Source organism: Pleomorphochaeta caudata (genome assembly GCF_055395745.1).
The window spans coordinates 994,392-1,009,017 of record NZ_AP042458.1 but is presented as its reverse complement, the minus strand read 5'-3'; the positions used below and the strand labels follow the sequence as shown (position 1 = coordinate 1,009,017).

Annotated in this window: 8 protein-coding genes and 1 tRNA gene; 3 read left to right on the top strand and 6 right to left on the bottom strand. The window is 29.1% G+C overall.

Annotation, left to right across the window (positions count from 1 at the left end):
- Positions 1-3: 3 nt before the first annotated feature.
- Positions 4-1,809 carry an alanine--tRNA ligase gene (locus ACZ5RS_RS04645; protein ID WP_464637938.1) on the bottom strand — a complete coding sequence of 602 codons (1,806 nt, stop codon included), beginning with the start codon at positions 1,807-1,809 and terminating at the stop codon, positions 4-6.
- 79 nt (positions 1,810-1,888) lie between these two features.
- On the bottom strand, positions 1,889-2,824 hold the full coding sequence (locus ACZ5RS_RS04640) for a DNA-processing protein DprA (RefSeq protein ID WP_464637936.1): 936 nt from the start codon (positions 2,822-2,824) through the stop codon (positions 1,889-1,891).
- 159 nt (positions 2,825-2,983) lie between these two features.
- Between ACZ5RS_RS04640 and ACZ5RS_RS04635 the strand changes: the two genes are divergently transcribed.
- The 3 genes from ACZ5RS_RS04635 to carB all read left to right on the top strand — a co-directional run bounded on the left by ACZ5RS_RS04635 (position 2,984) and on the right by carB (position 7,636).
- A tRNA-Phe gene (locus ACZ5RS_RS04635) sits at positions 2,984-3,056 on the top strand.
- A 243-nt stretch (positions 3,057-3,299) separates the two neighbouring features.
- Positions 3,300-4,427 (top strand): glutamine-hydrolyzing carbamoyl-phosphate synthase small subunit, encoded by a 1,128-nt coding sequence (gene carA / locus ACZ5RS_RS04630; RefSeq protein WP_464637934.1) that lies wholly within the window; start codon positions 3,300-3,302, stop codon positions 4,425-4,427.
- Positions 4,427-7,636: a carbamoyl-phosphate synthase large subunit gene (carB, locus tag ACZ5RS_RS04625; RefSeq protein ID WP_464637932.1), complete on the top strand. Its 3,210-nt coding sequence runs from the start codon at positions 4,427-4,429 to the stop codon at positions 7,634-7,636. The genes carA and carB overlap by 1 nt, the downstream gene beginning before the upstream one ends.
- Before the next feature lie 68 nt (positions 7,637-7,704).
- Here the strand turns inward: carB and ACZ5RS_RS04620 are convergent, their stop codons facing one another.
- The 4 genes from ACZ5RS_RS04620 to ACZ5RS_RS04605 all read right to left on the bottom strand — a co-directional run bounded on the left by ACZ5RS_RS04620 (position 7,705) and on the right by ACZ5RS_RS04605 (position 14,625).
- Positions 7,705-8,376 (bottom strand): hypothetical protein, encoded by a 672-nt coding sequence (locus tag ACZ5RS_RS04620; RefSeq protein WP_464637930.1) that lies wholly within the window; start codon positions 8,374-8,376, stop codon positions 7,705-7,707.
- 125 nt (positions 8,377-8,501) lie between these two features.
- Entirely contained in the window at positions 8,502-12,176 is a 3,675-nt protein-coding gene (locus ACZ5RS_RS04615) for a phosphoribosylformylglycinamidine synthase (RefSeq protein WP_464637928.1), read from the bottom strand.
- An 11-nt stretch (positions 12,177-12,187) separates the two neighbouring features.
- A complete protein-coding gene (gene purD, locus ACZ5RS_RS04610; RefSeq protein ID WP_464637926.1) occupies positions 12,188-13,447 on the bottom strand; it encodes a phosphoribosylamine--glycine ligase in 1,260 nt (419 codons plus the stop codon).
- An 11-nt stretch (positions 13,448-13,458) separates the two neighbouring features.
- Complete coding sequence (locus ACZ5RS_RS04605; protein WP_464637924.1) at positions 13,459-14,625, bottom strand: phosphoribosylaminoimidazolecarboxamide formyltransferase; 1,167 nt, start codon at positions 14,623-14,625, stop codon at positions 13,459-13,461.
- Position 14,626 lies beyond the last annotated feature (1 nt).

The following is a 14,626-nucleotide window of genomic DNA, read 5'->3' as shown; positions in this document are numbered from 1 at the left end:
AAACTATTTATCTTCTTTAATTAAGTTAGCTTTAATTCTTCTAACTCCTGCAGAAGATGATTGTTCTTTCAAAATCTTGAAATGACCCATTTCTCTAGTATTTGAAACATGAGGACCACCACAAACTTCTTTTGAGAAATTTCCAATAGAATATACTTTTACTTGTTCACCATATTTACTATCAAAGAATGCTATAGCACCTTGCTTTTTAGCTTCTTCTAAAGTCATAGTTTCACAAATAACATCTTGATTCTTTTGAATTTCAGCATTAACCATATCTTCAACTTTTTTTAAGTCTTCTTTGCTTATTTTTTCAGGGTGTGTAAAGTCAAAACGTAATCTATCAACAGTAATATTTGAACCTTTTTGACCAACATGATCACCTAAGATAGTTCTTAAAGCTTGGTGAAGCATATGAGTTGCAGTATGTAAAGCTGTTGTCTTTTCACTATGATCAGCTAAACCACCTTTAAATTTTTGCTCTGAACCACTTCTACTTTGGCTTTGGTGTTTTTCAAAAGCTACTGAGAAACCTTCTTCATCAACACTTAATCCATTTTCTTGAGCCAACTCTTTAGTTAATTCAATTGGGAAACCATAAGTATCATATAATTTAAAAGCCATTCTACCAGGAATCATTTTTGCTTTACCTTTTAAGATATTAGGAATCATTTTCATAAATTCCTTTTCACCTTTTTGTAAAGTCTTACTGAATTTATCTTCTTCTAATTCAAGTTCTTTATGAATAAATTCAACATTTTCCAATAATTCAGGATAGGCTTCTTTATAAAGATCAATAACAATCTTTGCTAATTCACTTAAGAAAGAACCTTCAATACCAATTTTTCTTCCATGTCTAATAGCACGTCTGATTAATCTTCTTAAAATATAACCTTGACCTACATTAGATGGAGCTAGGCCTCTTTGATCGCCTAAGATAAAACAACTTGTTCTAATATGGTCTGCAATAATACGAATTGACATATCAGTTTCATCAGAATCACCATACTTTACATTTGATAATTCTTCGATACCAGAGATAATTGGAGTAAATACTTCAGTTTCATAAACATTTTTCTTACCTTGAAGAATAGCAATTGTTCTTTCGATACCCATACCGGTATCAACACATTTTCTATCCATTTCAATATAGGAGCCATCTTCTAGTTTTTTGTATCCCATAAATACGTCATTCCAAATTTCAAAATATTTTCCACAAGAACAACCAGGCTTACAATCCTCACTACATTTTTCACGACCAGTATCAATGAACATTTCACTATCAGGACCACAAGGACCAGTTTCACCTGCAGGTCCCCACCAGTTATCTTTCTTTGGTAGGAAATAAATTCTTTCTTCAGGAATACCATGTTTTTTCCATTCAGCTGCAGATTCTTCATCTCTTGCAACAAGATCATCTCCTGCAAAAACAGTTACTGATAATTTTTCTGGATCAATACCTAATTCTTTTGTTAGAAATTCATAACTAAAAGCTATTGCTTCTTTCTTGAAATAACTCCCTAATGACCAGTTTCCCAACATCTCAAAAAAAGTTAGATGATGAGGATCCCCTACTGAATCAATATCACCTGTTCTTATACATTTCTGATAATCACAAAGTCTATTTCCAGAAGGATGTTCAGCACCTAAAATGTAAGGTACTAAGGGATGCATTCCAGCAGTTGTAAATAATACTGTTGGATCATTTTCAGGAATCAATGAAGCACCACTAATTTGTTTGTGGTCTTTTGATACAAAAAAATCTATAAATTTTTTTCTTAATGCGTTTGCGGTTAGTTGTTTATCCATATCAACGATAGTAATTTTTGTCTTCTTTTTAGTCAAGATTTATAGTAATTATTTCAAAAAATTAGCCTAATATTTAAAATTAAAATAATCTCATTTGAACAATTTCTTCAGATTCTCTTTTTTTATTCAATTTTACAGGGACAATACCATTTATAGCTTTAGGAAGATCACTAGGGAATCTTAATGTTTTAGCACCTTTATTAATTAACTTCTGTGGCCAAGAAATTGAAGAATCAGATTTTAGGGAACTAAAAAAATAAACATCTCTATTATTACTTAGTGCAAAATCAGCAATTTGAATGGAACCACCACCATCCACTTCTTCTAATATTAACAGAGAAGAAGAGAGCGCACTCATAAGTCTATTTCTTAATAAAATATTCCATTTAATGTTTTTATCTCTTGGAGCAACCCTAGTAATTACTACTCCACCTTCTTTTGCTATATAAGATTGTATATCTTTATGTTCTTTTGGATAGTACTTATCTAAAGAGGTAGGAATTACTGCAATAACTGGTGCAAAACTAGAAAGACTTTTTACTGCTGCATGACCAGCAATACCAAAAGATAAACTACTATTTACTAAAATTTCATTTTTAATCAAATTATCAACAACTTTATCTATTTTATCAACTGATTTTGCCGCTGGAGATTTCGTTCCGATAATTGAAACATTTGTCTTACTTAAAAGTTCTACTTTTCCTAAGCAATATAAAACTCTCGTAGGATAAGGAAAATCATTTATTTGATTTGGCCAATAAATATCTCCATAAACTAATATTTTTGTTTCACTTAATAAATCTTTAAAATTGTCTTTTATAATAGAATATGTTTCAAATAATTTATTTATTGAAACATCCAACTTTACAGACCATAAAGAAAAATCACTACTAATTGGAAATAAAAACATATGCTTATATAAATCCCATACTTTACAGGCTTTTTCATAATCATCATTATATAATTTTAATATTGTTTCCCAGTTTATAGCTTGAGCTAATTTTTCTTTTTCCATGAATATTAGAATATCATGAGCAATAATAATTATTCAATAATATTTTTAGTTCAACTTTAGTTAATGCAAAAAAAACAAGCAAATACTTCAAAAAAACAATTTTTTTGGTAAAAGGTGTTGACAATAAATTTTCTACAGTGTATAAACAACATCGTTGACGCCGCTTTAGCTCAGTTGGTAGAGCAAAGGACTGAAAATCCTTGTGTCCCTGGTTCAATTCCTGGAGGCGGCATCTTAATAGTAACGGAAGTATTTTACTTCCGTTTTTTTTATGCTTTTTCTAAATAAAAATGCAACAATTATGTAAATTTTTATCTAAATACAACAACTTTGCAACAATTATTAAATAAATATTCAAAAAATATTCGTAAATTGTTGCTAAAATACTTGATTTTGCAACAATTATAATCTATGATGTCAACAATTTAAGTTTTTAAGTTTTTTAAATCAAATTAAACATAAAAAGGACAACATTTTGGCAACATTATTTTTAGAAGATGGTACAACTTTTAAAGGCATATCTTTTGGGGCAGAAATCCCTAATTTAAAAGATATTAATTTAAATACTAGTACTAGTGAAATTGTATTTAATACAAGTATGTGCGGTTATCAACAGATACTCAGTGATCCTTCTTATACTGGACAAATGGTTTGTTTTACATATCCTCAAATTGGTAATTATGGGATATTAAAAAATGAGGAAGAAACCATACTAGAGAAAAAGGTTCATGTCAGTGCTATTGTCGTAAAAGACTATTATAATGGAGCAGTTTTTAACAACCGGGAAAAAATAAAAGATTATCTCATTGATAATGATATTATTGGAATATCCGGTATTGATACTAGAGCCTTAACATTACATCTCAGAGACACCGGTTTTAAAAGAGCTATTATTATTAAAGAAGATAATTTAGGAAAGGAAGATAAAGAATTTGTTCAAAAATATTTATTATCCTTTCCTTTTATTTCACAAACGAACCAATGCAAAAATGTTTCTACAAAAAAAACAACTCTAAATCCAGAAATAATTGGCACAACAATAAATAAGGATAATAAGATTAAATGTGCATTAATTGACTTTGGTATAAAAAAATCAATTGTTAAAGAATTATATAAAAGAAATGTTGATGTTACTTTATTTAATTCAGATACAACAAAAGAAGAAATTTTAAATAAAGGTTTTAATTTATTATTTTTAAGCAATGGTCCTGGGGATCCTGAAACACAAACTGCTGCTATAAAATTAGTAAAAGATTGTAAATCCCAAATTCCTATTGCTGGAATCTGTTTAGGTCATCAAATTATAACAATTGCTTTAGGTGGGAAAACAGAAAAAATGAAATTTGGTCATCATGGAGCCAACCAACCTGTTACAGATATTTTCACTAAAAAAACTTTTGTAACAAGCCAAAACCACAGTTTTGTTTGTTCTGAGCTACCTAAAGGTGCAGAGCTTTGGTTTATAAACTCTAATGATAATTCAGTTGAAGGAATGAAATTCCCTAAAGAAAATATAAAATGTGTTCAATTCCATCCTGAAGCAAGTCCTGGTCCTAAAGATAGCCTATGGATATTTGATGAATTTTTAAGTGAGGTTAAATAATGGGAAAAAGATTAGATATAAAAACTATATTAGTTATAGGTAGTGGACCAATTATTATCGGTCAAGCTTGTGAATTTGATTATAGTGGAACTCAAGCAATTAAAGCTTTAAAAGAAGAAGGGTATAAAGTTATTTTAATTAACCCAAACCCTGCAACTATGATGAGCACCCCATCCCTTGCTGATAAAGTATATATGGAACCTCTAACTTGTGAATATGTAGAAGCTATTTTTAAGAAAGAAAAAATAGATGCAATCCTCTCAACTGTTGGTGGACAATCAGCATTAAATCTAACTTTAGATTTAAAAAATAAGGGATATTTGGATAAATATAATGTTGAAATAATTGGTGCTAGTGTAGAATCAATTGAAAAAGCTGAAGATAGAGGCAAATTCAAAGAATTAGTTTCAAAACTTAATCTAAACTCTCCTCAAAGTGGTATAGCAAATAATCTAGATGAAGCTATAGCTTTATCTAAAACTATTGGATTTCCTTTAATAATTAGACCAAGCTTTACATTAGGTGGTAGAGGTGGTGCTATTGCTGATAACGAAAAAGAGTACATTGATTTAATTAAAAATGCTTTATTAGAAAGTCCAACTTCTCAAGTTTTAATAGAACAATCTTTAATAGGTTGGGAAGAATTTGAAATGGAAGTTATGAGAGATAAAAATGATAATGCTATTGTAGTTTGTTCTATTGAAAACATTGACCCAATGGGAGTTCATACTGGGGACTCAATTACTATAGCTCCAATTCAAACTTTAAGTGATGAAGAATATCAAGCAATGAGAGATGCATCAATTGCAATCCTTAGAGAAGTCGGAATTGACTGTGGTGGATCTAATGTACAATTTGCTATGAATAAAAATACTGGAGAGATGGTAGTCATTGAAATGAACCCAAGGGTTTCAAGATCTTCAGCCCTAGCTTCAAAAGCTACTGGTTTCCCTATTGCTCATTGTTCAACAAAATTAGCAATAGGATATAGTCTAGATGAAGTTGTAAATGAGATTACTGGTAAAAGTGTATCCTGTTTTGAACCAGCACTAGATTATTGTGCTGTTAAAGTACCAAGATTTGAATTAGAAAAATTCCCTCTTCCACCTTCTGCTATTGGTTCCCAAATGAGAAGTGTTGGAGAATCTCTTGCAATTGGAAGAACTATTTTAGAAGCATTAAATAAAGCAATTAGATCAATTGAATTTGGATTTGAAGGTCTTGAAGAACTAAAAGATAATGTTGATTTATATTTAAATAATGCTCACCCACTTAGAATTTTCTCTGCATACACAAAAATTGCTGAATTTGGAGAGGGTATAATTGATGAAATAGAAAATATTACTGGCTTTGATAAATTCTTCTTATATCAACTACTTGAACAAACAAAATTAGATAAGGAAATTAAAAATTCTCAATTAACCAAAGAATTACTTTTAAAGACTAAACAATTTGGAATGAGCGATAAAAGGATTGCAACTCTTACAGATAGAGAAGAAGCAGATATTTCTATGCTTAGAGATGAATTTAATATCCATATTACTCCTCACTTTGTTGATACTTGTGCTGGTGAGTTTAAAGCTTTAACTCCTTATTTATATAATACCTATGGGGAAGAAGCTGAAGGAGAAATCCTAAAAGATGAAGGTATAGCAATTTTAGCTAGTGGACCAAATAGAATAGGACAAGGTCTTGAATTTGATACATGCTGTTCTCTCTGTTCTTTAACTTATAAAAAATTAAATAGAAAGACTTTAATAATTAACTCAAACCCAGAAACTGTAAGTACAGACTACAATACTAGTGATAGACTATATATTGAAGCATTAAACAGCGAAAGTGTTATTGAAATATTAAAAAGAGAACAAATTAAAGATGTAATAATACAACTTGGTGGTCAAACTCCTTTAAATATTGCAGAAGATTTAAGAAATGCTGGTTTTAATATTATTGGAACAAGTGTAGAAGGAATTAATGCTAGCGAAGATAGAGCAATTTTTAAAGAAGCAATTATTGATTTAAATTTAAACCAAGCTAAAAACAGTATTGCCTATAGCAAAGAAGAAGTATTCAATATTTCTGAAAAATTTGGATACCCTGTTCTAGTTAGACCTTCTTTTGTGTTAGGTGGGAAAAGCATGTTTATTGCTTATAATGCTATCTCATTAAAAGAATTCTTAGAAACACAGAATGTGATAATTACTCAAGAAAAACCTTTAATAATTGATGAATTCTTAGAAGATGCCTTTGAATATGATTTAGATGGAGTATTTGATGGAGAAAGATTATTTGTAGGTGGTATTTTACAACATATTGAAGCTGCAGGAATCCATAGTGGAGATAGTGCCGCAGTATTCCCTCCTTATAAAATAAAAGAAAAACATCTAACTGAGATGAAAGAAGCTACTTATAAATTATGTAAAAAGTTCAATATTGTAGGTCTTGTTAATATGCAATTTGCAATTAAAGATGACACTCTCTACATTATTGAATTAAACCCAAGAGCAAGTAGAACTGTTCCGTTCATTTCCAAATACTCACAAATAAATTTAATAGAAGTTGCTACAAAAGTTTTCTCAAATATCAACCTTATCGAACAGAATTTAGTAAAAGCAGATCAAAAATATGAATCAGGTTCTTGTACAATTGGTTGGGCAATTAAAGAAGCCGTATTCTCCTTTGACAGATTTGTAAACATTGACCCTGTACTAGGACCTGAAATGAGAAGTACAGGAGAAACAACAGGAAGTGGTACAACTTTTGGCGAAGCTTTTGCAAAGTGTCAAATTAGTTCTGGAAACAAGCTCCCAACAAAAGGTAAAGTATTAATCAGTGTGAATAAAAAAGACAGAGAGACAATTTTACCAATTGTAAAAGAATTAATTGATCTTGGATTTACCATTGCTGCAACTAGAGGAACCGCAAGATATCTTTATGAAAATAAAATATTATGTGAAGTAATGTTAAAAACTAAAGATGGAAATCCTAATATTGTTGATTATATTAGAGCTAAAAAAATCGATTTAATTATTAATACTCCAATGGGATTCCATTCAATAATGAGTAATGATGATTTAAGAAGTGAAGCCTTAAAACAAAAAATTCCATATACAACTACAACTAGTGCTGCAAAAGCAGCTCTCGATGCAATAAAGTATCTTAAAAAGAACGAATTTAATGTTATGGCTATCAAAAAGTTTATTAACTAAAAACAAAAAACTCTTTGTAAGATTTTAAGTCTTACAAAGAGCGATTAATTTAAAATAAATCTATAAATCTATAGTGCAACTATTACGTTTAAGTCTTTATCACTCCAATCTGGAGCAAACCATCTATATGTAAAACCAATATATCCACTGAATGAATATCTAAAGTCTTTTGGGGTAAAAGACATTGTAATAGGTGTTTCACTATTATATGAATCTAACCATAAAGCTTTTCCAGATAGACCTAAATCCATTGTAAAGTATTTCATATTTGCAGCAGATACTCTAACTCCTGTATTAAGTCCAACACCCCAATAAACTAAAGTATATGGATCAAGAGTAGCTTCACTATTATCAACAATAGAGAAAGCCGGTCCTAAATTAAAGAAGCTCTCTTGAGTTGTTTCTGTATTTGATCTAATAGATAGACCTACCATACCTTCCATCATGAAAGTAGTATTCTCAATAGGAAGTAAATCTAAACTATAATTTACACCAACTGGTACATCCATAAAATATACAGAACCACTAAAATTAGCTCCATATAATAATAAAAAATCATCATTTGCAGCATTATAATCTTGAGTAGCAGTTGTATTGAATAATAAAGATGAATAAATATCATTAAACAAAGGGTTTGGACCATCATCATAATAAGATGAGTGAACTATAGTTGTTCTAGCAAACAAACTCATATTAATTAGCAAAACTAAAAAGGTAACAGTTAAAAATTTCTTTTTCATATATAAACTCCCGTAAAAAATGTCTACATCATCATTAACACATAACAACTATATTTAGTTACATACTAATAATCAAATATAACGATTTTATTATTAAAGTATATTACTAATAAATACAAGTAAAATTATTTAAAATATGTTATTGCCCCTTTAAACATCAAATTATTAGCTTTATATTCTTTAATATTCTTATATAAATCTTCTCTACATCTCTCAAGATGTCCCATTCTTCCTAATATTCTTCCATCTTCATTTGTAATTGCTTCTATAGCAAAAACACTACCATTAGGATTATAGAAAGTATCCATAGAAGGCTTATTATCAAAATCACAATATTGAGCAGCAATTTGACCATTTTGTATAAGTCTATCAAGATGTTCTTTATTACAAGTAAAACGACCTTCTCCATGACTGATTGGAATCAATAAATTATCCCCTACATTATAATGCATTAACCAAGGACTTTTATTTGAAGAAATTCTGACATTTATCAAAGATGATTGGTGTTGGTTAATTGTATTATATGTAAGAGTAGGACTAGTTGAATCTATTTTTGAAATCTCAGAATATGGTAATAAACCAGATTTAATTAAAGCTTGGAATCCATTACATATTCCTAAAATTAAGCCTTCCCTTTCTTTATATAAATCATTTATTGCTGCAGTAACTCTTGGAGCCTGAATAAAACTTGAAATAAATTTTGCACTACCCTCAGGTTCATCTGCAGAACTAAATCCACCAGGGAAATATAATATTTGACTATTAGCTAATTTCTTGGAAAAATCTTTTATACTTTCATCAAGAGTATACTTATTAAAGGTATTAATAATTACCTCTTCAACTTCAGCACCAACATCTCTAAAAGCTTTAGCACTATCATATTCACAGTTAGTTCCAACAAATACAGGAATAATTACTTTTGGTTTAGAAATTTTATTTTTAGCATATAATACATTTTTACATTCATAATCAACATTAGAAATTTCAATATCACTCTCTTCTACTTTTGTTGGATAAACCTTCTCTAAAACATTTTCTGAAACATTTTGAAGAGTTAATAAATCAATTTTTTCATCTTTATAATTCAAATAATAATCGCATAATGTATTACCAATTATATCAAAATTAATAGAAGTATTATCTAAGGTGCTATTAAATTTATTAATATCACTAACTTCTAATACAATAGAACCAATTTTATATTTAAATAAATCAACATCATTTAAAATATCTATTCCTATTCTATTACCAAAACTCATTTGAGTTAGTGCTTCTAAAATTCCACCTCTTTCAATAGAATATGAGGATATTACTAAATCATTATCAACTAATTTTCCAATTTGTTCAAAATATAATTTTACATCATCAATAATTGGTAAAGCTATAATAGTTGAATTATTTTTCATAAATAGAGAGGGTTTAACATGTTCAACTTTTGTGGTACCTACAGCAAAAGATACTAAAGTTTTTGGAACATCTAAATCTTCATATGTTCCACTCATTGAATCTTTACCGCCAATAGCCCCTAGTTTCAAATCCATTTGAGCTTTATAAGCTCCAAGTAATGCGCTTAATACATTTCCCCATCTTTCACTATCATTTTTCACTGAAGGAAAATATTCTTGCAATGATAAATAAATACTATTTAAAGGAGCTCCACTAGCAACCAATTTTGATACAGAACTCAATATTGATAAATAACTACCTTTATATGGATTTGAATCAACTAAATTTGGATCAAAACCATAACTCATAAGAGAAACTGTACTAGTGTTAGTGGAAACAGGAATTTTTGCACACATTACCTGCTCTTTACTATTTTGATATTTACCACCATAAGGCATTAACACACTAGCTGCACCAATAGTCGAATCAAAAATATTACTTAAACCTTTTTGAGAACAATAATCTAATTTTTGATACATATCATTTAAATAAGCTTCAATATTATCTGGTATAGAACATGTATCAAAATCATCATTTTTCTTAATTAAAACATCAGTATATTTTTCACTACCATTTGTATCTAAGAAAGATCTATCAATTGAAACAGCAATCTCATCATTATAAGTCATTGTCAATTTACCATCATCAGTAATATTTGCGACTACTGTTGCCTCAATATTTTCTTTATTGGCTTCATTAATTATGAACTTACAATCTTTTTCCCTAACAACAATAGCCATTCTTTCTTGAGATTCACTTATAGCAATTTCATCAACACTTAAATTTTCATACTTCAAAGGGACTTTATCTAAATTAATATTTAAAGCAGGTGCTAACTCTCCAATTGCAACACAAACTCCACCAGCACCAAAATCATTACAACGTTTAATAAGTTTTGTTATTTCACCATTTTTAAAGAATCGTTGTAATTTCCTCTCTTCAATAGCATTTCCCTTTTGAACTTCGGCTCCACATGATTGTAAAGATTTTTTATCATGGGCTTTAGAAGAGCCTGTAGCTCCACCGATTCCATCTCTACCGGTTCTGCCACCTAATAGAATAACTACATCTCCTAAAAGAGGTGTCTCACGAACTACATCTTCTCTCTTTGCAGCTGCAATTACTGCTCCTAACTCTAAATGTTTTGCTTTATAACCACTATGATAAAATTCTTTTACTAAAGAGGTTGCTAAACCAATTTGATTACCATAACTGCTATTTCCTTTTGCAGCAACTTTAGCAATTGTTCTTTGTGGTAATTTATTTTTCATTGTTTGATTAAAAGACTCTCTAGGGTCTGAACAACCACTTATTCTCATAGATTGATAAACATAAGCTCTTGAAGATAATGGATCTCTTATAGCCCCACCAATACAAGTCGCAGCTCCACCAAAAGGTTCAATTTCTGTTGGATGATTATGTGTTTCATTTTTAAATAATAACAAGTAATCTTCATCCTTGTTATTTTCATCAACTTTTATATTTATAGAACAAGCATTAATTTCTTCGCTTACTTCAACTGCTTTATTATAACCTTCTTTAACTAAAGCTTTTGAAGCAATAGTTGCAACATCCATCAAACAATTAGGTTTTTTAGAATTTAACTTTTGCTTTGTGGTTAAATAATCTTCATATGTTTTTCTAATTTGTTCATCTTCAATTAAGACTTCATTAAAAATTGTATTAAAGGTTGTATGTCTACAGTGATCACTCCAATAAGTATCAACAACTTTTAACTCAACAACACTTGGATCTCTATTTTCTTTAATGAAATAACTTTGAAATAGTTTTAAATCATCAATATCCATAGCTAATCCATAACTTTCTCTTAAAGCTATTAGTTTATCTAAATCAAAGCTTATAAAATCATTGATAATTTCGATTTCAGAAACCTTTTTTTCAACTGTCTCAATGTGTTCTCTTTCTATTAAACTAGCTTCATGAGATTCAACAGGGTTTATTAAATACTTTTTTATTTTCTCTAATTCATTTTCTTTTAAAGAACCTTCAAGAGCATATACTGTTGCACTTTTCAATTTAATAGATTTACCTTCAGACAATAAATTAATACATTTTGCAGCAGAATCTGCTCTTTGATCAAATTGACCATCTAATAATTCTATTGCAAACATTAAAGGATATTTTGGTAATTTATAAAAAACTTCATCTAAATTTACTTCACTAAAAACATATTTAACACTTTTATCAAATAATTCTTCAGTTAATCCTTCAACTTCATATCTATTATATGTAACCAAATTTTCTATCTTTAGATTTAATAATTGATTTAATTCATCTCTTAAAATTTTATCTTTAAAATTATTTTTTTTCTTTACATAAACAGTTTTAACCATAACTTCCCACTTTATTTTCTTAAGGCTTTTTGTCCAATATCTTTTCTATAGTACATATTATCAAAATGAATATTTTTTACATCTTCATATACCATATTAATTGAGGTTTCTAATTTAGGAGAGATTGCTGTTAGGCTTAATACTCTACCACCATTTGTATAAATTTTTTCATTTTCACTTTTTATTGCAGAATAATAAACAAAAGAATTCTCAAGTTTTGAAATCTTTATTTCTTTATTTTTTTCATAACTTTCTGGGTAACCACCACTAGCTACAACTAAGTTACATGATGTCATATCACTTACTTCAACATCAATATCATTAAGATTACCTTCCGTACAGGCCATCATTATCGTTAATAAATCACTTTTTAACAATGGTAAAACAGCTTGAGTTTCTGGATCTCCAAATCGACAATTATATTCAATTACTTTTGCTTTATCTTTTAAAATCATTAGTCCAAAATATAAACAACCTTTAAAAGTTCGATTCTCTTGATTCATTGCATCAACAGTTTTATAAAAAATATGATCTTCACAATATTGTTTTATTTCATCTGTAAAATAAGGATTAGGAGCAACAACTCCCATACCTCCGGTATTCAACCCTTCATCACCATCAAATATTCTTTTATGGTCCATTGAAGAAGCTAAAAGCTTGATATTTTTACCATCACAAAAAGCTAAAATTGAAACTTCATATCCATCAAGATACTCTTCAATAATAATTTTACTGCTACTTTGATTAAACTTTTTGTTATCAATAAAATCTATAATAGTATCAATTGCATTTAACTTTGTTTCGCAAATAACTACACCCTTGCCTAAGGCTAAGCCATCAGCTTTTATTACAACGGGAAAGCTACAATTTTCAAGATATTTAATTGCACTATCGCTATCAACAAATGAAGCATATTCTGCTGTAGGAATATTATATTTTACCATTAATTCTTTAGCAAAACTTTTACTTCCTTCAATTATTGCAGCTCTCTTATTTGGTCCAAAAGTTAATATATTTAGTTTTTCTAATTCATCAACTAAACCTAAAACTAATGGATCATCTGGAGATACAATTGCAAAATCAACTATATGAGTTTTACAAAATTTAATTATTTTATCAAAATCAGTAGTTTTGATATCAAAAGATTCAACTTTTTCTCTTTTGATTCCTGAACCAGGGAGGGCAAATATTTTCTCAATAGATTCATTTTCAAGCAATTTACAAATTATTGCATCCTCTCTACCACCGCCACCAACAATTAAAATATTCACCCTTAAATCTCCTAATGATGGAACAATCTTAAATGACTAAATGCCATAACCATATTTAAATCATCACAGGTTTTAATAACCTGTTCATCACGAATAGAACCACCAGGTTGAACAATATAATCAACCCCGCTTCTATAAGCTCTGAAAATATTATCTTCAAATGGGAAGAAAGCATCGGAGGATAGACTAACACCTCTAATATTTTTCAAATATTCAGCTTTCTCTACCTCAGTTAACTCTTCAACTGGAGAAGTAAAATATTGTGCAAGAGTTTCTTCATTAAATAAATCAATCTCTCTCTTTTCATTTAAATATTGTTCAATAACATTATCTTTTGTATTTCTAGATAGTTTTTCTTTAAAAGGTAGATTTAATACTTTTGGATGAGTTCTTAATAACCATCTATCAGCTTTATCACCAGCTAATCGAGTACAATGGATCCTACTTTGTCCACCAGCACCAACACCAATAGTTTGACCTCTATAAGCATAACAAACTGAATTAGATTGAGTATATTTAACTGAAATGGAAGCAACAATTAGATCAATAATTGCACTTTCATCTAAATTAGTATTTTTTGTTACAATTTCTTCTAAATATGATTTATCAAAAATTACATCATTTCGATCCATTTCAAATGTAATCCCAAAGATTTCTCTTTTTTCACTTTTAGGCGGTAAATAATTTTTATCTATTTGAATTACTGTGTAAGAACCATTTCTTTTCTTTTGTAAAATTTCTAATGCTTTTTCACTATAGCTTGGAGCGATAACACCATCGGAGACTTCTCTTCTAATACATTTTGCAGTACTTTCATCACATTCTCTTGATAATGCTACAAAGTCTCCAAAAGAAGAAAGTCTATCTGCACCTCTGCTTCTAGTGTAAGCAACAGCTAAATCACTTAATTCTTCTTTAACAAAATACATTTTTTTCTCAGCATCATTTAGTGGATAATATACACTTGCCCCAGCAGGACTAACATGTTTAAACGATGCAGCTGCTGGTAAATCCAAAGCTAAATCTAATTCTCTAACTAATTGATAAGAGTTTAATGCATCCATTAAATTAATATATCCTGGGTTACCGTTTAAAACTTTAATTGGTAAATTATCAGCATAAATTTTTGCATTCTTTTGATGTGGATTACATCCATATTTTAAATTAATTGTGTCCATT